This window comes from uncultured Porphyromonas sp., from assembly GCF_938039215.1.
Classification (GTDB): domain Bacteria; phylum Bacteroidota; class Bacteroidia; order Bacteroidales; family Porphyromonadaceae; genus Porphyromonas.
Genome location: NZ_CALHVI010000025.1, coordinates 1 through 20310 on the forward strand (window position 1 = coordinate 1; position 20310 = coordinate 20310).

A 20310-nucleotide genomic window follows, 5' to 3' on the forward strand; every position below is an offset into this window, starting at 1 on the left:
CTTCTGGAAGCACTGCTGCACAGTGCGGTCCTGCGCTTCCTCTGCAAATGCCGTTGCACTGAGCATCAGACAGCCAAGTGCCATTGCCGCTGCGATTTTCTTCATCTTCATCACAATCCCACCCTTAAACAGAAAAGAACTGTACGGAAAGTATAAACTCCCTTATGAGGCATCACAAGGGAGTTCACTTTTACAAATAAGGTTTGATGGGCTGACGCCTTACATCATGCCGCCCATACCGCCCATGCCGGGAGCCATGGCGGGCATAGCAGGAGTATCTTCCTTCTTCTCGGCGATGACGCATTCGGTCGTGAGGAACATACCAGCGATAGAAGCAGCATTCTCGAGGGCAACACGAGTGACCTTCGCTGGGTCGATGACACCAGAGACATAGAGGTTCTCGAACTGATCCAGACGTGCGTTGTAGCCGAAGTCGCCTTCACCATCCTTCACACGCTGTACGATGACGGCACCTTCCTTGCCAGCGTTGGCCACGATCTGACGGAGAGGCTCTTCGACAGCACGGCGGATGATCTCGATACCGGTCGTCTCATCGTCGTTCTCACCGACAAGGCCATCGAGGGCACGGACAGCACGCAGGAGTGCCGTACCACCACCAGGGACGGTACCTTCTTCGACAGCAGCACGCGTAGCGCTGAGAGCGTCATCGACACGATCCTTCTTCTCCTTCATCTCTACTTCGCTAGGCGCACCTACGTAGAGGACGGCTACCCCGCCAGAGAGCTTCGCCAGGCGTTCCTGGAGCTTCTCACGATCGTAGTCTGAGGTGGTGTTGGCGATCTGAGCCTTGATCTGAGCGGCACGCTCACGGATGGCTTCCTTGTCGCCAGCACCGCCGACGATGGTCGTGTTGTCCTTGTCTACGGTGATCTTCTCAGCCTTACCAAGCATGTCGAGGGTCACAGCGTCGATCTTCAGACCCGTCTCTTCGCTGATGACGACCCCATCGGTGAGGATAGCGATGTCCTGCAGCATAGCCTTACGGCGATCACCGAAGCCTGGAGCCTTGACGGCGCAGACCTTCAGACCACCACGCAGGCGGTTGACGACGAGGGTAGCCAGAGCTTCGCTGTCGATGTCCTCGGCGATGATCAGAAGGGGACGGCCCGTCTGGACGGTCTGCTCGAGGATAGGAAGGATCTCCTTGAGGGTAGAGATCTTCTTGTCGTAGATGAGGATATAGGGGTTCTCCAGCTGTGCCTCCATCTTCTCCGAGTTGGTCACGAAGTAAGGAGAGATATAGCCACGGTCGAACTGCATCCCTTCGACGACTTCGACGGTCGTCTCGATGCCCTTAGCTTCTTCGACGGTGATCACACCTTCCTTATTGACCTTGCGCATAGCTTCGGCGATGAGCTGACCGATCTGTTCGTCACCATTGGCCGAGATCTTTGCTACGTGTTCGATCTTCTCGAAGTTGTCACCGATCTCCTGAGCCATGGAGCGGATCTCAGCGACGATCTTAGCGACAGCCTTGTCGATACCACGCTTGAGATCCATAGGGTTAGCCCCAGCGGTGACGTTCTTCAGACCGACACCGATGATGCTCTGAGCGAGGATCGTTGCGGTGGTCGTACCGTCACCTGCGTCGTCGTTGGTCTTGGAGGCTACCTCCTTGACGAGCTGAGCGCCCATGTTCTCGAAGGGGTCTTCGAGCTCGATCTCCTTAGCGACAGATACACCGTCCTTAGTGATGTGGGGTGCTCCGTAGGTCTTGCCGAGGATGACATTGCGCCCCTTAGGACCGAGGGTGACCTTGACGGCGTTGGCTAGTGCATCTACGCCACGCTTGAGGCTATCACGTGCCTCTATATCGAACTTGATTTCTTTTGCCATGATGGATATGCTGTGTTACTTTTTACTTGGTGAAGAAGGATTATTGGTGCGACTCCCGCCACTGGGATTACCAGTGCGAGAGGGCCATCCAGAAGCAGGGTTGGTCGCCCCTGGTTTAGGTTGCGTTGCCATGATCGTTACGGATGAAGCTAGAGTGTCGCGAGTACGTCAGACTGACGCATGATGAGGTACTTCTCGCCTTCGTGCTCGATCTCTGTGCCAGCGTACTTACCGTAGAGGACGACATCGCCTGCCTTGAGGACCATCTCTTCGTCCTTGGTACCACCACCGACGGCGATGACTTCGCCACGTAGGGGCTTTTCCTTAGCTGAATCGGGGATGATGATCCCGCTCACAGTCTTCTCTTCTTGGGCAGCGGGGCGTACGAGGACGCGGTCTGCTAGAGGCTTGATACTCATGATCTGAATGTTTATTCTGTTGTTGATATGATCTTGTTTGAGGGTGTACAAGCTTAGGCGCAGTGCGCCTAGCCGACGCTGTTCTTTCTGCAAGGAGTGTGCCAAGGAGCAGGGAGCAGGCTTTTGGGATAAGTTCTGTCATTCTGTCACGTGGCAAGGGGCTTTTTATCCCCCTTCTGGGGAAGGTGCTTGGGGCACCCTTCAGACGACCCCAAATAAAACCTACGGTAGGTCGTCGATGCGACCCACGGTAGGTCGGTCGGACGACCCACAGTAGGTTTTTTCGGCGACCTACCGTAGGTTTCTTTTTGCCCCCTCAAGAGGGCGCTTTCTATCAGGGCTAGTGAAGGGTGGGGAGAGTGCCAAAGATTAGTCCCTCAGTGAGGGGGTGAAATGGAGGTTTGGGGAGGGGGAAGAAGGAGGCCGTCTGACAGGGTGGCTTGGCGGGATGCGCTCTACCTTATTATATACTTGCTCGGCTCGTGGCTTGGCTTTCGCCCAGTCTCTCCCCCGCTTTTCGTATCTTTGTGGCTCATGGTCTAGATATAAAGAACTTAATCATATATGGCAAAAGAACTCAAGGAACTTACCCCTCGCCACGTCGACTATTCGCAGTGGTATCAGGATCTCGTCATCAAGGCCGATCTAGCCGAAAGCGCAGCGGTGCGTGGCTGTATGGTCATCAAGCCCTATGGCTATGCGATCTGGGAGCGCATGCAGCGTCAGCTCGATGATATGTTTAAGGAGACAGGGCACTACAATGCATACTTCCCCCTCTTCATCCCCAAGAGCTTCCTCAGCAAGGAGGCCGACCACGTAGAGGGCTTCGCTAAGGAATGTGCTGTCGTCACGCACTACCGTCTCAAGACGAGCCCCGATGGCGGTGTCGTCGTAGACCCCGAGGCTAAGCTTGAGGAAGAGCTCATCGTCCGCCCGACCTCCGAGACCATCATCTGGAATACCTACCGTGGCTGGATCCAGTCCTACCGAGATCTGCCTATCCTCTGCAATCAGTGGGCGAACGTGGTCCGCTGGGAGATGCGTACCCGCCTCTTCCTCCGCACGGCAGAGTTCCTCTGGCAGGAAGGTCATACGGCTCACGCTACCCGTGAGGAGGCCGAAGAAGAAGCCGTTCGCATGGTGCATGTCTATGAGGACTTCGCTCGCAACTATATGGCCGTACCCGTACATGTCGGTGTGAAGAGTGCCAACGAGCGCTTCGCCGGCGCCGTAGAGACCTATACCATCGAGGCGCTGATGCAGGATGGTAAGGCGCTACAGAGTGGTACGTCTCACTTCCTCGGGCAGAACTTTGCCAAGGCCTTTGATGTCCTCTTTACCAACAAGGAGGGTCAGCAGGAATATGTTTGGGCTTCCTCTTGGGGGGTATCGACCCGTCTGATGGGTGCCCTCATCATGAGCCACTCCGATGACAACGGGCTTGTCCTGCCTCCTAAGCTCGCTCCTCATCAGGTCGTCATCATCCCCATCTACAAGAGCCTCGAGCAGCGTGACGAGATCACCCGCCACGTAGAGCCTCTCATCGCTGAGCTGAAGAAGCGTGGCATCCGTGTGTGCTATGACGATGCGGACAACAAGAAGCCCGGATGGAAGTTCTCCGAGTACGAACTCAAGGGTGTACCCGTCCGCCTAGGTCTCGGTGGCCGTGACCTAGAGAATGGCACCGTCGAAGTGGCCCGCCGTGATACGCTGACCAAGGAGACCCGCCCCTTCGAAGGCATCTGCGACTACCTCGTCGAGCTCCTCGATGAGATCCAGCAGAACATCTACCAGAAGGCGCTCGACTACCGTGCGGCACATACCATCGAGGTAGATACCTACGAGGAATTCAAGGAGAAGATCGAAGAAGGTGGCTTCATCCTCGCTCACTGGGATGGTACTCCCGAGACCGAAGAGAAGATCAAGGCGGAGACGAAGGCTACGATCCGCTGTATCCCCCTCGACGGCGACAAGACTCCAGGCAAGTGCATGGTCACGGGCAAGCCCTCGGCACAGCGTGTACTCTTCGCCCGTGCTTACTAATCACCCCTAGCAATAGATAGATATACCTATGGCCAGCATACGTGACGGAGAGGGCGAACTCTCCCTCCTCGGATCGAAGACCACCCAGTACAGTCAGGACTACGCTCCTGAGGTGCTGGAGGCCTTCACCAACAAGCATCAGGGCAATGACTACTGGGTGCGCTTCCACTGCCCCGAGTTCACCAGCCTCTGCCCCATCACCGCACAGCCCGACTATGCGACGATCTACATCAACTATATCCCTGATGTGCGCATGGTCGAGAGCAAGAGTCTCAAGCTCTATCTCTTCAGCTTCCGCAATCATGGTGCCTTCCACGAAGACTGCGTGAATATCATCATGAAGGACCTCATCGCCCTCATGGATCCTCGCTATATCGAGGTCGTGGGTGACTTCACTCCTCGAGGGGGGATCAGTATCCTGCCCTACGCTAACTACGGCCGTCCCGGCACTAAGTACGAAGAGCTCGCTGCTCAGCGTCTAGCTAACCATCCCGTACGATGAGCAAGGTCCTAGCCATCATCAATCCCATCTCGGGGACAGGCTCGAAGAAGAGCATCCCTGATCTCCTAGCTCAAGCCTATGCGCCCCTAGAGCATGAACTGCTACTGACCTATACCAAGGCAGCGGGACATGCCGAGGAGCTGGCCCGTCGAGCTGCGGACCAAGGCTATGACCATGTCATCGCCGTGGGAGGTGATGGTACGGTCAATGAGATCGCCCGTGGACTCGTGGGCAGTGAGACGGCTCTAGCTATCATCCCCAAGGGGTCGGGCAATGGGCTGGCACGGGCGCTTGGCCTATCGATGTCTACCGACCGAGTGATCAAGCAGCTTGCCTCGGGGCGTAGGATCACCATCGACAGCTGCCTGATGAATGGTCAGCCCTTCTTCTGCACCTGTGGGATGGGCTTCGATGCAGCTGTGAGCCGCACCTTCGCAGAGGCTTCTACTCGAGGACCTATGACCTATCTGCGTACGATGATCGATGAGTATCGAGCCTTCAAGCCCGAGACTTATCGGATCGTACTAGATGAAGGCGAGCGAGTCATCGAGACCGAAGCCTTCGTCCTCGTCGTGGCCAATGCTTCGCAGTACGGCAATAACGCCTACATCGCTCCCGAAGCAGACCTATCGGATGCGCTGCTGGATCTAGCTATCATACGCCCCTTCCCCGTCCTCGATGCCGCTGTCGTCCTCGGGGATCTGATGCGTGGAAAGCTAGCTGGAAACAAGTATTACTACACCAAGCGAGTACGTCACGTGCGTATCGAGCGCACCTCATCGGGCTCCGTGCACCTCGATGGCGAACCGCTGGTGATGGATAAGACCATCGAGGTCTCGCTCCGTCCTCGCTCCCTGCAGGTCATCGTACCCTAATCCCTTTCGCCCACCTAGCTCCCATCCCCTCCGTCCCCTCCATGACCAAGAAGAAGGCAAGCCCTCCATCCTCCTCTCGTCTCAAGCGTACGCACAGCCTACGCTTGACGCTCAATGAGCGGGAGTACAAGGCTATCCTAGAGCACTGTGAGTCATGTCGGATAGGCAATCGGACGGGCTGGATGCGCTCAGTCATCATGGCGGAGGTCATCCGAGAGCATGAGCTTCACTCGCCCCTGCTCTTTGACGAAGAAGAGATGCGCTGATGGAGCTACAGCCCTATTCAGAGACCTACTTCATGCGCCAAGCCCTAGAGGAGGCGCAGCTAGCCTTCGAGGAGGGAGAGATCCCCATCGGAGCTGTCGTCGTCTGTCGGGGACAGATCATCGCTCGAGCACACAACGAGGTCGAGCGACTCAAGGACCCTACTGCGCATGCCGAGCTCCTTGCCATCACGGCTGCTACAGAATATATGGGGGGGAAGTTCCTCTCCGACTGTCAGCTCTACGTGACCGTAGAGCCGTGCGTGATGTGTGCTGGGGCACTCTTCTGGGCACGACTAGGAGAGATCATCTACGGGGCAGGAGAGGAGAAATTTGGTTACCGCCACTATGCTCCAGACCTCTTCCCCCGCAGGGCAAAAGTTCGAGGAGGGATCCTCGCTGAGGAGGCGGCCGAACTGATGCGTCGCTTCTTCGCTACTCGCCGATAGCGCTGTATTCCTAGCATCTGATACTACCCAATCGCACCTTTGTACAAATCTGGCGTACTTTATCTATCTTTAGCGCGTCTTGAGAGAGGTAGTAAGGAGCTTTGCTTTAAGCCTTGAGTTACCTCCCCTCCTCCAGACACGAGTAACCTGATCACTAGACCCCATTACGTGATGACGATCAAGACACCACGAGCGACTCGACTCGCTAAACGCCTCCTGATGGCAGCTGCCTTGGGAGGACTTTCCTACACCTCTCTCTCTGCCCAAGTCTCCACCCTGCGTACAGGGCGACTACCCAATGGCTTGACCTACTACATCAGTCGTGATGCGGGAGCCTCCGAGGGTACGGCACACTTCTTCCTCCTACAGAATGTCGGGGCTATCCTCGAGGATGACCATCAGAACGGTCTGGCTCACTACCTTGAGCACATGGCCTTCGAAGCCACCGAGCACTTCCCTGGTGGCGTGATGAACTTCCTGCGTGCTCGTGGTCTCTACAGCTTCGATGCTCGTACCGGGACCGACGATACCCGCTACAGCATCATGGATGTACCTACGGCGGAGAAGGGACTTACAGACTCCGTGCTCCTCATCCTCAAGGACTGGTGCAGTGGCATCTCCATCACCGAGAAGGATACGGAGAAGCAGCGCGGCATCATCATCGAAGAGTGGCGCCAGCGTGGCGGCATCGACAAGCGTCTCAGCGATAGCATCGCTGGCGTCATCTACAATGGCTCGCAGTATGCTCTGCGCAATGTCATCGGTAGCCTCGACGTGCTGAAGACCTTCAAGTATCCCGATATCCAAGCCTTCTACAAGACGTGGTACCGCCCCGACCTGCAGTGCGTGATGATCGTCGGGGATATCGACCCCGCCGCCTATGAGCAGAAGGTGCAGAAGCTCTTCGCTTCGCTCCCTGCTCCCCGCAATGCCAAGGCTCGTCCTGCCTACACTATCGACGATAATAATAGCCCCCTCTACTATCGCTTCACCGACAAGGAGAACCGCTCACACTCCTATGGGATCTACCAGCGTGTAGCTACCCCCACGAACCGTCCTACGGCTGAGGCTACTCGGGACTACCTCTTCGGACAGCTCTTCAACGAACTTGCTCCACAGTACTTCGCTCGTCTGCGTAACCGTGGCGAGGAAGCCTATATCGCTGCCTCCGTGAGCTACTCTCCGCTGGTGCGTGGCTATGCTCAGTTCGCTTGGGACTTCGTGCCCTATGCAGGACAAGATCAGAAGGCGCTCCAGCAGATCCTCCTCGCTCGAGCTCAGATGCCCTATGGTTTCTTCAGCGATGATGCCTTCGAGGCAGAGAAGCAGAAGCTCTACGAGGGTATGAAGGAAGTACTGAGCGACGACAAGGGACTCGGCACGCCACAGAACTTCATCGACATCTACCGTAACAACTACCTCTACGGTACACCGATGCGTGAGTTCCGTCAGCAGCTCGAGGACAACCTCGAAGCCCTTGTTGAGCTGGAGGCGGATGATCTCCGTGCTTGGCTCAAGGAGCGTGCGATGGGTGACCGTAACCTCGCTTTCGTGGCCTACACCAACAGCCCCTCCGTGCAGGCGATCTCGGATCAGGAGTTCCTCAAGGAACTGGCTGCCTATAACAGCCCAGTACTCGCTACGAATGCGAATGAGCCCGCAGCGATCACGAAGCTCATCGACTTCAAGCTCCCTGCAGGTCGCATCGCTCGTGAGAAGAAGATCCCTTCTCTTGGTGCAACCGAATGGACCCTCTCCAATGGCATGAAGGTCCTCTACAAGCATCTGCCCAAGGACCTCAAGGGCGAAGTGCTCTTCCTAGCTTCGGCTAAGGGAGGACAGTCCATCGTCAAGCCTCAGGACCTTGCCTCCTTCTCCGCCATGCAGAGCCTCATCATGGCTTCGGGACTCTATAAGTATGACCGCAACCAGCTCGCCCAGTGGCTACGCTCCCGCCCCATGGAGGTCAACCTCTCCATCACGGAGTACCTTGACGGGATGCAGGCTCGTAGCAAGACGGATGGTGTAGATGATCTCTTCTCCTATCTCTATCTTGTGCTGGGCAAGCAGCGCTTCGACCAGCAGATCTTCGATAAGTGGCTCCAGCGTAAGCGCTACATCTACGCTTCACAGCCTCAGCAGGGTCGTGAAGCCGTAGACCGTGAGATCCGTGAGCTCCTCAGCCCCATTACCGAAGCTAATCCTCGTGAGGATGAAGCCTTCTATGACAAGATGAAGTTGAGTGATCTGCCTCGACTCTATGCTGAGCACTTCGGCGATGCCTCGCAGATGGCAGGCTGTCTCGTCGGGGATATCAGCGAGGCTGAAGCTAAGCGCATCGTCACAACCTATCTGGCAGCTCTGCCTGGCAACCCCAAGGCACCTCGTCGCACCTACACGATCCGTGATCATAGCTCCCGTGAGCGTGTCATCGAGCGTACCTTCGAGGTCGACACCGAGGGGGATCTAGGGGAAGTAGAGCTTTCCTTCCTTGGCGACAAGAAGCTCACTGAGCGTGAGCGCCTTGCCCTAGGTCTTCTGGAGCCTCTACTTCAGAATCGCCTCTTCGACGAACTTCGTGAGAAGGAGCAGGGTACCTACAGCATCGCTGTCAAGACCAACTATACCGACGATCCCGTCGCTAACTCCAGCCTCTCCATTCACTTCATCACCTCTCGTGCTAAGGCTGATCACCTCAAGGCTCGCACCTATGAGATCCTCCGCTCCATCGCTGCAGGACAGATTGACCGAGATGAGTATAAGAAGGTGCACATCCCTCAGGTCCTCGACGAAGAGGCTGAGGAGAAGGCCGCTGGTGACGAGATCGGCCTCGGTGTCTGGATCGCCCTTCTGAACAGCTACGCTGAGACGGGTAAGGCTCCAGATCTCTCCAAGAAGAGCCCTGCTCAGCCTGAGGTCAAGATCTCAGCTGTCACAGCCCAGGATCTCTCGGCTCTGCTGAAGAATCTCCTCGAAGAGGGTAAGCGCCGTGATATCGTCGTCAAGAGCATTGCTCCCGAAGCAAAGAGCTGGGAGCACTAGGTTCGCTCACGCACCATACACACATATTATATATCTGCTTGTATAGCTAGATGCCTCCACTAAGACTCACGGGGTCTTCCCCCAAGTAGATCCCGTGAGTCCCCGAGGAGCACCCTTACTCCTCCTGTATAATTCACCGAAATAGATAAGTCATACCTATACCTATTCTCCATGCGACAACCATCCAGAAGAATACGCCGGCGCTTAGCCCTCGGGCTCTGCTTGTGTGCACTGGGATTATCCATGCCCACAGAGAGCTGGAGCCAGAGCCCTACGCCGACCGTTTCGATCTCCTTCAAGGATAAGGAGATCGCCTCTATCCTCGATTTTATCGCCCAGAGCTCAGGCTACAAGATCGACTATGAGCCCGAGCTCCGCACTGCGGGCTACAAGGCCACCGTCTCCTTCGATGAGGTGAGCCCCGAGAAGGCCGTCGAAGGTCTACTCAAGGGTACACCCTTTGTCTTCGCTGTCGAGGGCAAGACGATCCGTATCTTCCGCCCACAGCAGCAGACTGCTGCTAAGGGCCAAGTCACGGGTGTCGTCAAGGATGCCCGAGGCGAAGCTGTCATCGGCGCTAACGTACGCATCAAGGGCACGAAGCTAGGTGCCCAGACTGATGTCGAAGGGCGCTTCACCATCCATACTGATAAGGAAGTAGGTGAGGTCCAAGTGAGCTTCGTCGGCTACTACGACGGTAGCGCTTCCTTCACCGCAGGCCAGCCCGTGACCATCATCCTCAAGGAGAATGTCAAGTCCCTCGATGGGGTCACCGTCATCGCCTATGGCCGACGCAATACCCGTGAGCTCGTCGGAGCAGTCAGCTCGATCAAGGCCGATCAGCTCAAGGATGCTCCCGCTCCTAGCCTGCAGTCCCTCCTTCAGGGGCAGATGTCGGGTCTCTCGGTGACGAATCAGTCCGGCTCTCCTGGTGGTAGCGGCACACGCATCAATATCCGTGGGATCAGTTCGCTCAATGACCAAGGGATCAACGATGGCTCGCCACTCTTCGTTGTCGACGGAGTGCCCCTCTCCAAGGTCTCTGCCGAAGCCACTGGGGGGATCAATGCACTAGCAGGTCTTGACCCCTCGACCATCGAGTCGGTTGAAGTCCTGAAGGATGCTGCTTCGGCTTCGCTCTATGGCTCTCGTTCGGGTAATGGGGTCGTCCTCATCACCACGAAGAAGGGGAAGTCGGGTAAGGCTGAGTTCGGGCTGAACTTCTCTCAGTCCATCTCCTTCCTCCCTGCTACACCTCTGCAGATGCGTGGGCATGGGGAGCGTCTGGTGCACAATCTCCTAGCACGTCATCAGCGTATCGGTCACAACAATTATACTACCAACCGCTACATCCTGCCTCGTAGCTACGGGCAGTCCTACGGCTGGGAGCCCACTCTTGATGGTGCCTACGACTACTTCTGGGGTAACGGGAATGTCCTCTCCAAGGACAACCAGCCCCCTGCCTCTACTCAAGACTCACTCAATAGCTTCTACAACAACGATACGAACTGGTGGAAGTACATCTTCCAGATCGGTCGTGTGAGCTCGGGTGACCTCTATGCGTCGGGTGGTAATGACAACGTGCGCTACCTTGTCAGCACAGGTCTCTACGATGAACGTGGGATCCAGATCAACTCAGGCTTTAAGCGTCTGAGCTTCCTCTCCAACCTTGACCTGCGCCTCACTCCGAAGGTCAATGCCTTCACCCGCCTCAACCTCGCCTACAACAAGCAGGATGCTATCAGTGGCTCCAATATCCAAGGGCTCGATGTAGACCCCAAGGAGACTCCGTCTGTCTATCCTGGTCGAGGCTCGATCGCTGAGAAGCTCACGCTCCAGAAGATCCGTGATGTACGTGCTCGCAATGGTATGTTCAATGCCCGCCTCTCTGTAGGGCTCGACTACTCGCCTATCTCTGGACTGAAGTTCGCCACCTCTGCTTCAGGGGATGCTTACTTCTCCAACAACCACGTCTTCCGCCCATCTTACCTTAATAATAACAACCTCTCCTCTGTCGAAGCCTCTCGCTCGATGGTCGCCATGCTGCAGTGGGAGAATATCCTCTCCTATCGCTTCAACCTGCGTGATCGCCACAACTTCGATGTCATGGCGGGTATCACCACGACCTACGACCTGATGGAGAACATCAAGGGTAAGGCAGCAGGTGGCCCTACCAACAAGATCTATGAGATCGGTGATGGCTGGCCACAGGCTCGCTCTGTAGAGGGTCGTGATGAGTACCTCCAGCGTGTGACGACTGACCGCCAGGAGCAGATCATGCTCAGCTATCTGGGTCGTGTCGCTTACAACTTCGACAAGCGTTATATGCTTGAGGCTTCGCTCCGCTATGATGGGTCGTCCGTCTTCGGTCGTGATGTCCGCTGGGCAGCCTTCCCCTCACTCGGTGCTGCATGGGCCTTCTCGAAGGAGCAGTTCATGAGAGACTTCTGGTTCCTCAGCTTCGGTAAGCTCCGTGCTTCATGGGGTAAGAGCGGTCAGAAGTTCCAGGAAGCTTACCTAGCCCATGGGCTGATGGAAGAGTCTAACTCCTTCCTTGGTCAGCCCGGTCTTCAGCCCAGTGCTATGGCGAATAGCCACCTCACGTGGGAGAAGAGTGACCAGTATGACCTTGGTCTCGACCTTGATCTCTTCAACTACCGCTTCAAGGTCAAGCTCGACTACTACTACAAGTACTCCTATGACCTCCTGATGCAGGTGCCTACCCCAGGGAACTTCTTCATCTCGAAGACAACCTGGACCAATGCTTCGGCTATCTCCAACGAAGGGCTTGAGCTCGACCTCTCGGCAGATGTCATGCGTCGCAAGGACTTCGCTTGGACCCTACGATTCAATATCGCTCGCAACTGGAACCGCTTCCTCGCCTCTTACGATGGCAAGGACCTTGGGGACAAGGTGCTTGGCCGTCCTATCTATGGTATCTACACCTACAAGGATGAGGGCCTCGTACAGCGTGAGTCTGATATCCCTTACTACTACGACCAGACGGGTCAGCGTGTGCCCCTCTCCTTCGGTTCGCTTGCCTATCCTCTACGTGTAGGTGCTCGTAAGATCAAGGACCAGAATGGCGATGGCTATATCAACAGCGAAGACCTCTACTATGCAGGTAGCGCCCTTCCTAAGGCCTATGGGGGGATCACGAATACCTTCACCTACAAGCGTCTTGCTCTGAATGTCCTCTTGACCTATACGATCGACCAGAGGATGATGAACATGGTGAAGAACGGAGCCTTCCTCTTCAATAAGAAGTTCGGTGTCGTGATGAACGACTTCTCCCGTGCTACCTTCTGGCAGAAGCCTGGTGATGAGACGCAGTATCCTTCTCTAGAGTTTGCGGATGATGGCTACACGGGTCAGTTCGATGGCGATATTGACTCCAATATCGAACGTGTGAGCTACCTCCGCCTCAAGCAGCTGAGCCTCTCTTACTCTCTCCCCGATAGCTGGACCAAGCGCCTCCGCATCAAGGATGTGCGTGTCTACCTTGCTGGTGAGAACCTCTTCCTCCTGACGAACTACTCTGGCCTCGATCCCGAGATCGTCGACCCTGCTACGGGTAAGGATACTGGGCGCATGTACCCTCTCAATCGTAAGCTTACTCTTGGTCTCAATCTGAAGTTCTGATGAAACGCTATATCCTACCCGCCCTAGCGATCAGTCTACTAGCTTCCTCGTGTAAGCTAGACCTGACGCCCGAGAATGCTATCACGTACAGCAATGCATTCTCCACTGAGGCTGAGCTCAACACCACGACGAGCTCCATACATTTCTACCTCGACAACTGCATGGATGCCTTTACTCCTCTGACGAAGATCGGTCTCCTAGCCGACGAGACGCAGGACGATGGGCAGCTCCGTGAGGGTAACCCCCGCAGTGTCATCGAGGCTGCAGCTGACTGGGAATATGTCTACCGTATGATCTTCGAGGCCAATCTGCTCTTGGATAATATTGACAAGACGCAGGGACTCTCTGAGGAGCGCTATGCTTACCATGCAGGGCAGGCTCACTTTGCTCTTGGCTTTGGTTACTTCATGCTCTCCCGTGCCTATGGTCAGGCTGTCGTCACAGCTAACGCTAAGGATCTGAAGCTCTATGGGCTCTCCACCCAGCAGCAGGTCATTGACGCAGGTATCGAGCATGCCCTCAAGGCCTTTGAACTCCTGCCTACCTACGATAAGCTCCGCACCGCATCGGGTAGCCTCGCTACCTTCAAGCAGTACGGTAGTAAGGGTAATTCTGCCACACTCCTAGCTCACCTCTATGCCTGGAAGGGGAGTATGGCTGAGCTCTATGCTGATACCTCGGTAGATGCTACGGCAGCCTACCGCAAGAGTGTCGAGTATGCATCGAAGGTCATCAATGGAGAGACGGGAGCTTATAGCCTTGTCTCTACTCCTGAGCAGCTCTGTCAGCTACTCTCTGACCCCAATGCAACGAACCCCGAAGAGATCTTCTCGCTTGTCTATGATAAGAGCCGTGGCAATGAGTCGACCTCCAAGAATGAAGTTGCCAATCTCTTTGCTACTTGGCCGGTCAATAGTACGCTCACGATGGGGGATCTGGCTCAAGCTTCTTTCCGTCTGACTAAGGAGACCATCAAGGAGCTCTATCCTGATGCGAATGATGCCCGTCGTACGGCTTTCTTCTATGAGTTCGATACCGACCACGAAGTCTCGGGCGTGAACTATGCCGTACCTTACAAGTTCCGTAATGCGGTCTTCACTGTCGACCAAAGTGCCGAGTCGGGCAAGAGCTTCCTCAGCATCAATGCCAACTATGTCTACTGGCGTCTGGCAGATGTCTACCTGCTACGTGCAGAATGCTCTGCTAAGCTAGGGGATACCTCTACCGCTACCTCTGACCTGAATAAGATCCGTACGCGTGCTGGTGCCACTACCTATCCTGCCTCAGGGGAGAGTGACCTGAAGAAGGCAATCTTCCATGAGCGTGAGCGTGAGTTCATCCTTGAGAATGATAGTCGCTACTACGACATCCTCCGCAATGGCTATCACAAGACTGAGCTCAAGGGTAAGTTCCCCTCGCTCACCACGGCTGATATTGCTGGCGGTGCCCTGTGCCTACCCATTCCTTCAAGTGCCCAGCGTGACAAGGATGGTAAGGTCATCAATGGTCTCATCCTCCAGCGTCCTTACTGGTTCCGCTACATGTAGTACCTATCTAAGCTTTAGATATTATGCGAACGATCAAGCATCCACTATACTTACTCGCATTCTTCGTCCTCTCGCTCCTCTCCTCCTGTACCAAGTATGACTTTGTCGAGACGGGGAAGGCTAAGGGCTACCACGATACGACGATGTGGGAGTACTTCCAGACCGATAGCTACAACTGGAGCTATCTGGTCTACATGGCCAAGCGTGCTGGTCTCGAAGATCTCTTCCAAGGGAAGAGCACGGCATATGGACCTAATATCACCTTCCTTGGGATCACTAACCATAGCATCCGTCGCTATCTCTACCGTACCTACGGCTCTGATACGGCTGCCGATCCTATTGATCCCAGCAAGCTCACAGAAGAGCAGACGATGAAGCTCATCGACCGTATGAGTGTAGCGACTTGTCGCAGTCTCATCCTCGACTGCGTCATCCCTAAGGAGAAGCTCCTTCTCGAGGACTTCCCTGCAGGGCGTAAGTCTGCTGATGGGAGCGCTGTCGGTACAGGTGGTAAGACCTTTACAATGGCCTCGGGCAAGCAGCTCTGGCTCTATACCTTCCGTGACACCTATGCAGGTGTGGCAGGTGCCGGAGCTAACCGCTTACACATCGTCTCTCCCACGACCAGCATCTCTCGTGATATCGCTTCACACAACATCCAGACACGCACGGGTGTAGTCCACTCCCTCCAGTACGACTTCACACCTACGGACTTCTAAACATTCTCCTTTCCGATGAAAGCAAGATCCATCTATAGCCTGCTCCTCGTGACCCTCTTGGCGCTTGCTCTGCCCTCTTGCCACAAGGTAGCTGTGGGCTATCTTGACACGGCGCATGCGACCTTCTCCTCCAAGGAGCTCAATGTCTACCGTACGGTAGCTGACGATGACCCCCATAGTCTTAAGCAGGAGTATCCTGCACCTTGGTCTTCGCAGCGTATCCAAGGTGTATCAGGCACTAATCCGGTGAACTACGAGTTCCTCAGCGTCGATGTCTCCAATGGAGGCGATGCGACTAAGTTCGCTGCTGCAGTAAAGGAGGGCAAGGTAACCGTCAATGGTGGTACGATCAACCTCTTCCCCTCTGCAGTGCAGAACCTCCCCAACGGGCGCTACACCGTCAACCTTCGGGTTTACAACGAAGGCTACAGCCGTGAGCTTCGTGGCCTCTTTACCTTCATCATCCAAGACGAAGAATAATCCTCGCTCCCTATGAGATACATCAAGTATATGACCTCTGTGGTCGTAGCACTCCTAGCCTTCACCTTTGCCTCCGCTCAGGAGGCTGCGGGCATCCGCTTCTTCAAGGGCACTTTCGCCGAAGCTCAGGCAGAGGCACAGCGTCAAGGCAAGCCCCTCTTTGTGGACTTCTACGCTACGTGGTGCGTCCCCTGTAAGAAGATGGAGAAGACGATCTTCACTCAGCCTGAGATCGGAGCTTTCTTCAATGCTAAGTTCATCAACCTCCAGCTCGATGCTGAGGCTCCTGAGAACGTCGAGATCGCCAAGAAATATAAGGTCGAGGCTTTCCCTACGCTCGGGATTATTGGTGCTGATGGCAAGGCTATCCAGATCAACGTGGGCTTCATGAAGGCCGACGAACTTCTTGAGATGGGTAAGACCGCCGTAGGCGATGTCAAGGGCTTCGATGAGCTGTACAAGGAGTACCGAGCTCAGCCCAACGATCTGAAGATCCAGCAGGAGCTTCTGACTATGGCTCCACGCTTCCTCACCACGCAGGATGGCATGGATGCCGAGAAGTGGGTGGTACGTGTACGTAAGCTCTACAAGGAGTACCTTGCTAAGAAGATGGCAGACAACAGCCTTATCAATAAGAAGGACTACCTGATCATCAGCAACCTCGGAGGGGATGATCCCGATGAGGTGGCCCGTGTCGTCGAGTACATCAACTCCAACCTCGATGCTTGGATTGCTGCTGTCGGAGAGCCTGCAGCGTACTATGTCATTGAGAAGAACGATGAGCGCATGCTTGAGCTCGTCAAGAAGGGCGATGAGTCCTACAAGACCTACTTGGAGAAGATCCGTACGGACTACAAGAAGGCCTATGATGTGATCAAGTTCAAGAAGGTAACGCCCTATCAGAAGTCTGTCGACTACTATGGTGCTCTCTATGCGATCTACAAGAGCAAGGATGTAGCTCGCTACATTCAGCTCATGTCTAGCTACCTCAATGGTCTTGGCGAAGATGCCAATGCTGCTGACTTTGGTATCGCTGCTCAGTCGCTCTACAACGCTGCAGGCAACAAACTTACCCCTGCTGATCACAAGCAGGCCATCGCTTGGCTCCAGAAGGCTATCCCCAGCGAGTCCGTCCTGATGAATAAGATCAACTTCCTCGTCATGGTCGGAGACTCTTACCGTGAGCTGAAGGACTACAAGCAGGCTCGTGAGTACTACAACCAAGCCTATGGTGAGTCTCTCCAGATGGGAGATGCAGAGCAAGCTCAGCAGATGATCCAGGCTTCGGTCGTCTACAAGCTCTCCACTCTCGAACTCCTCGAGAAGTAGTCACCCGCTGACTCCTCCCGACTGTATAGAAAAACCCCGAGCGTCTACAGGTAGACGCTCGGGGTTTTTCTATGCATTTTGCCTCCTTCTTCCCGCTTTCCCCTCGGAGATTCATAGAGCCATGCTCTTCTTTTACTGCCAACGTGGGGGTAGAATAAGCCCCTTCGCTACAGGAGTAACGAAGGGGCTTGTCGTTAGAATTCCATCATCTGTCCGTCGTATGCTTGTACGAGGCGCTTGCGAGAATTGTTGTACTGGCTTGAGAAGAAGTCAAGACGAGGATCATAGTACTTAGTCTTGATGCCGAGGAGGCCACAGATCGAGTTGGAGAGTAGGTCGGTCATGATCTTCCTATCCTTAGCAGCGACGATCTCTGCATAGATCTCGGGACGCTCCTGACGAAGCACGGGCGAGACATATACCATCAGTGGGATCGTCACCCCTGGGCGAGAGACCTCGTGCTCACAGTAGTCAGGACGCTGAGGATTCTCGAAGACAGCCTGTCCATGATCTGAAAGGTAGACGAGGATAGTAGGTGTCGAGCTGTAGCGCTGTATGATCTGTGAGATGATCTGGTCATTATAGTGGATGGAGTTCACATAGTCACAGATGACTCCACGACGCTTATCGTCCGTAGGTGTAGGCATTCCATTGGGGAGGTTCTTCGGAAGATCCTTCGTGCTGAATGTTGCCTTCTCGTGGATGTAGCGCTCAGTGAAGGGGCTGTGTGACCCCATCAAATGGATGACTTCACAGAACTCCGAGCGATCACTTCTCTGAGGGATCGTTGTGCGGTCCAATAGAAGAGGGAGGATATCGCTATCTAGCGAGGTATCCCAGTCACTAGCAGTGCGGTTGCGTACAAAGCGAGTACTGTCTGCGGTAGCGGCTATCGTAGGTATCATTTGCACGCCAGAGCCTTGCTTCTCCTGGTTACTGACCCAGTAAGTATAGTAGCCAGCCTTCGAGAGCATCAGAGGAAGTGTGGGGTACTTATACCATTCTTTCTCCTTTCCTTCACGAGAATAGAAGGTCATACTCTCTGAGATGGAGCTCGTAGTCCAAGCTGCAGAAGAGACGGCATCTGTGAAGAGCACCAGGTCTCCTGTCTTAGCGAGCGAGTCCTGATGCGGTGTATTAGGGAGCGGATAGCCATAGCAATGCATGTAGTCTCGTCGCATAGATTCGCCGAGTACTATGATGACATTGATCCCCTTCATATCACGAGTATGCTTGATGGTACCGACATTGATGAGGCGAGCTTCGGCACTATACTTCGCTAGTTCTTCGGCATCCTTCATACAAGTAGTCGTACCTCGGTAGATTCGTTCGACGGGAGCCATGTAGAGGTAGCTAGCGATCGAGCGCTGTGCTGGCTGTACGAAGAAGGCCGAGATCGGCAGAGTCACGAGGAGCGCTCCGAAGAAGAGGATGCGAACACGTGGAGCACCTACGCTCTTTCCCCAGCGACGGGCGCTCCAAAAGTAGACACCAAGGAGGGCAACGAGGGCAAGGAAAGGGAGGAAGAAGACCTTATAGTTGAGGTTCTCGAGGAAGGCTGATGCTTCTCCTGGATTGGTCGAAAGGATGTTGAGCGCAATGCTGTCCGTATAGACCGAATTATAAGAGAAGATCAGGAAGGATTCAAAGAGCAGGAGATACCCATAGACGAAGATCGTGATCCCCTGAAGTGCCCCACGCAGCCAGCGATAAGGGGAGAGTGCAACGATGAGTGTTGGCAGTGCTGACCATGCCAAGATACTCAGCGTCTGATAGACCAGTTCTCCGAAGTAGGGTAGTCGTCCTTGGTCTAAGTAATAGTCCCCCGCAGCCCACAGCTGGAGGAGGAAGAGCAGCAGGGCAAAGAAACGCTGCTGATACAAACGCTGCAGATAGCGCCCGAAGAAGGAATTATCCAGCGTGGAAGTATTGAATGACATAAGTCGTTGGGGTTTGTCTGGCTATATAGCTAATGTGGGTAACCAGCTAGAGGCGGACGTAGAGGGGATCGCCTGTAATTTCTTTGATGACCTCGATGAAGGGAGGGAACTTGATCTCCAGATCCGGAGCGCAAGAGATTTCGAGGATTTGGTAGTCACGACGAGGCTCTATGAAATCATCGACTTCAAAGTACTGCTTAGCCCAAACGAAGCTACGGCGAAGCTTATGCACAAGTACTTCGTCGAGCGAACCGATGGAGTTGAGGTAGGAGACGTATTCGTCGGGACCTATTTGTCGCTCGGTGATGATGGGTTGTGATTCGACGGGGCTCTTACGAGTCATGAAGTAGACGTAGTTCCCACGAAGTCCACGCTTACGGATTCGGATGCTGGAGCCATCTTCTTGGTCGAGGTAAGCTTGGTATAGGTCTGTCTCCACGCCGTAAGGGATCTCGCCGGTCACGTGGACGAGGAAGCGACGGCGGATATCACTGAAGGTCGCTGGGTCATCGCCAAGAGTTTCGTGGATGGCATCGAGGACTTGGCGGATCTTGACTTGGAAGTCGACATTGTTCTCTACGATATGTAGCTGGGGGTGTCCCGTCCAAGCTTTGAGGATACGAGCATCTAGGTCGCGAGCCTCTTCGATGGTCTCGCCTCGGAAGCTATTGGTCTCGAGGGTGTAGAATTCTTCTGCCCCTTGTGCGGCCGTGACCATGTGGATGACGGCATCATATCGGGCATCACGGACTTTGACTTCGGAGAGGCTCAGTTCGTCGAGCATTGCTTGCCACATGGTTCTCTCGACGTAGTTGGAGATATCCATTGTTCCTCGGTCGGAGATGATTAGGACGGGGTGCGAAGCGGCGTGTGCGAGCTCGAGGAAGGTATCTTCCATCTGGATCTGATACTTGAGGACGGCCTTCTCGATGTTGTAGAAGTACTGGCGATCGGGGGTAGCGAAGTTGATCGAAGCGTTGTTGAAGAGCGTCGGAGTCTCAGGCAAGGCGTAGACAAGGTAACCAAGGTCGCTGAAGTGCTCAATGATTTGCGCCAGAGCCGTAGTCTTGCCGGCGCAAGGACCGCCAGTGAGGGCGATGCGGGTAATATTCTTATTCATCTATAGTCTTTTAGGGGCGTTAAGGCCGTCACAAAGATACTCCTCTTCGGCCAAAGCATGAGTTTCTCCCTACTTCTAGCATC

15 protein-coding genes are annotated in these 20310 nt (G+C 54.8%); 11 read left to right on the forward strand and 4 right to left on the reverse strand.

The features are described 5' to 3' along the window. Positions 1-219: 219 nt before the first annotated feature. Positions 220-1857 (reverse strand): chaperonin GroEL, encoded by a 1638-nt coding sequence (gene groL / locus Q0336_RS03285; protein WP_298525668.1) that lies wholly within the window; start codon positions 1855-1857, stop codon positions 220-222. A gap of 149 nt (positions 1858-2006) precedes the next feature. Further along, complete coding sequence (locus tag Q0336_RS03290) at positions 2007-2276, reverse strand: co-chaperone GroES (protein ID WP_298525670.1); 270 nt, start codon at positions 2274-2276, stop codon at positions 2007-2009. Positions 2277-2840: 564 nt separating this feature from the next. Between Q0336_RS03290 and proS the strand changes: the two genes are divergently transcribed. The 11 genes from proS (at position 2841) to Q0336_RS03345 (ending at position 17167) form a co-directional block, all read left to right on the forward strand. Next, the gene (proS, locus tag Q0336_RS03295) at positions 2841-4319 is read left to right on the forward strand and encodes a proline--tRNA ligase (protein WP_298525672.1); all 1479 of its coding nucleotides are present in this window, start codon (positions 2841-2843) and stop codon (positions 4317-4319) included. 28 nt (positions 4320-4347) lie between these two features. Then, on the forward strand, positions 4348-4821 hold the full coding sequence (gene queF / locus Q0336_RS03300) for a preQ(1) synthase (RefSeq protein ID WP_298525674.1): 474 nt from the start codon (positions 4348-4350) through the stop codon (positions 4819-4821). Continuing rightward, entirely contained in the window at positions 4818-5696 is an 879-nt protein-coding gene (locus Q0336_RS03305) for a diacylglycerol kinase family protein (RefSeq protein WP_298525676.1), read from the forward strand. Before queF ends, Q0336_RS03305 begins: the two co-directional genes overlap by 4 nt. Before the next feature lie 41 nt (positions 5697-5737). Further along, positions 5738-5962 (forward strand): hypothetical protein, encoded by a 225-nt coding sequence (locus Q0336_RS03310; protein WP_298525679.1) that lies wholly within the window; start codon positions 5738-5740, stop codon positions 5960-5962. Then, positions 5962-6408, forward strand: a complete 447-nt coding sequence (locus Q0336_RS03315) for a nucleoside deaminase (protein WP_298525681.1) — start codon at positions 5962-5964, stop codon at positions 6406-6408. The genes Q0336_RS03310 and Q0336_RS03315 overlap by 1 nt, the downstream gene beginning before the upstream one ends. A 171-nt stretch (positions 6409-6579) precedes the next feature. Continuing rightward, positions 6580-9450 carry an insulinase family protein gene (locus Q0336_RS03320; RefSeq protein WP_298525683.1) on the forward strand — a complete coding sequence of 957 codons (2871 nt, stop codon included), beginning with the start codon at positions 6580-6582 and terminating at the stop codon, positions 9448-9450. 243 nt (positions 9451-9693) lie between these two features. After that, positions 9694-13092: a SusC/RagA family TonB-linked outer membrane protein gene (locus Q0336_RS03325; RefSeq protein WP_298525687.1), complete on the forward strand. Its 3399-nt coding sequence runs from the start codon at positions 9694-9696 to the stop codon at positions 13090-13092. Next, positions 13092-14639: a RagB/SusD family nutrient uptake outer membrane protein gene (locus Q0336_RS03330; protein ID WP_298525690.1), complete on the forward strand. Its 1548-nt coding sequence runs from the start codon at positions 13092-13094 to the stop codon at positions 14637-14639. Before Q0336_RS03325 ends, Q0336_RS03330 begins: the two co-directional genes overlap by 1 nt. Positions 14640-14662: 23 nt before the next feature. Further along, on the forward strand, positions 14663-15358 hold the full coding sequence (locus tag Q0336_RS03335) for a fasciclin (protein WP_298525693.1): 696 nt from the start codon (positions 14663-14665) through the stop codon (positions 15356-15358). Between the two features lie 15 nt (positions 15359-15373). After that, positions 15374-15838: a hypothetical protein gene (locus Q0336_RS03340; protein WP_298525696.1), complete on the forward strand. Its 465-nt coding sequence runs from the start codon at positions 15374-15376 to the stop codon at positions 15836-15838. A gap of 12 nt (positions 15839-15850) precedes the next feature. Then, on the forward strand, positions 15851-17167 hold the full coding sequence (locus Q0336_RS03345) for a thioredoxin family protein (RefSeq protein ID WP_298525699.1): 1317 nt from the start codon (positions 15851-15853) through the stop codon (positions 17165-17167). Positions 17168-17361: 194 nt separating this feature from the next. Here the strand turns inward: Q0336_RS03345 and Q0336_RS03350 are convergent, their stop codons facing one another. Together Q0336_RS03350 and Q0336_RS03355 are read right to left on the reverse strand one after the other, a co-directional pair. Further along, on the reverse strand, positions 17362-19107 hold the full coding sequence (locus Q0336_RS03350) for a phosphoethanolamine transferase (protein ID WP_298525702.1): 1746 nt from the start codon (positions 19105-19107) through the stop codon (positions 17362-17364). 46 nt (positions 19108-19153) lie between these two features. Continuing rightward, positions 19154-20227, reverse strand: coding sequence for an AAA family ATPase (locus Q0336_RS03355; protein WP_298525705.1), 1074 nt, complete (start codon positions 20225-20227; stop codon positions 19154-19156). Between the last annotated feature and the right edge of the window lie 83 nt (positions 20228-20310).

What these genes read in the sequence shown, in the direction of transcription:
- groL (WP_298525668.1), bottom strand. Translation starts at nt 1,857, where the DNA reads ATGGCAAAAGAAATCAAGTTCGATATAGAGGCACGTGATAGCCTCAAG.
- Q0336_RS03290 (WP_298525670.1), bottom strand. Translation starts at nt 2,276, where the DNA reads ATGAGTATCAAGCCTCTAGCAGACCGCGTCCTCGTACGCCCCGCTGCC.
- proS (WP_298525672.1), top strand. Translation starts at nt 2,841, where the DNA reads ATGGCAAAAGAACTCAAGGAACTTACCCCTCGCCACGTCGACTATTCG.
- queF (WP_298525674.1), top strand. Translation starts at nt 4,348, where the DNA reads ATGGCCAGCATACGTGACGGAGAGGGCGAACTCTCCCTCCTCGGATCG.
- Q0336_RS03305 (WP_298525676.1), top strand. Translation starts at nt 4,818, where the DNA reads ATGAGCAAGGTCCTAGCCATCATCAATCCCATCTCGGGGACAGGCTCG.
- Q0336_RS03310 (WP_298525679.1), top strand. Translation starts at nt 5,738, where the DNA reads ATGACCAAGAAGAAGGCAAGCCCTCCATCCTCCTCTCGTCTCAAGCGT.
- Q0336_RS03315 (WP_298525681.1), top strand. Translation starts at nt 5,962, where the DNA reads ATGGAGCTACAGCCCTATTCAGAGACCTACTTCATGCGCCAAGCCCTA.
- Q0336_RS03320 (WP_298525683.1), top strand. Translation starts at nt 6,580, where the DNA reads ATGACGATCAAGACACCACGAGCGACTCGACTCGCTAAACGCCTCCTG.
- Q0336_RS03325 (WP_298525687.1), top strand. Translation starts at nt 9,694, where the DNA reads ATGCCCACAGAGAGCTGGAGCCAGAGCCCTACGCCGACCGTTTCGATC.
- Q0336_RS03330 (WP_298525690.1), top strand. Translation starts at nt 13,092, where the DNA reads ATGAAACGCTATATCCTACCCGCCCTAGCGATCAGTCTACTAGCTTCC.
- Q0336_RS03335 (WP_298525693.1), top strand. Translation starts at nt 14,663, where the DNA reads ATGCGAACGATCAAGCATCCACTATACTTACTCGCATTCTTCGTCCTC.
- Q0336_RS03340 (WP_298525696.1), top strand. Translation starts at nt 15,374, where the DNA reads ATGAAAGCAAGATCCATCTATAGCCTGCTCCTCGTGACCCTCTTGGCG.
- Q0336_RS03345 (WP_298525699.1), top strand. Translation starts at nt 15,851, where the DNA reads ATGAGATACATCAAGTATATGACCTCTGTGGTCGTAGCACTCCTAGCC.
- Q0336_RS03350 (WP_298525702.1), bottom strand. Translation starts at nt 19,107, where the DNA reads ATGTCATTCAATACTTCCACGCTGGATAATTCCTTCTTCGGGCGCTAT.
- Q0336_RS03355 (WP_298525705.1), bottom strand. Translation starts at nt 20,227, where the DNA reads ATGAATAAGAATATTACCCGCATCGCCCTCACTGGCGGTCCTTGCGCC.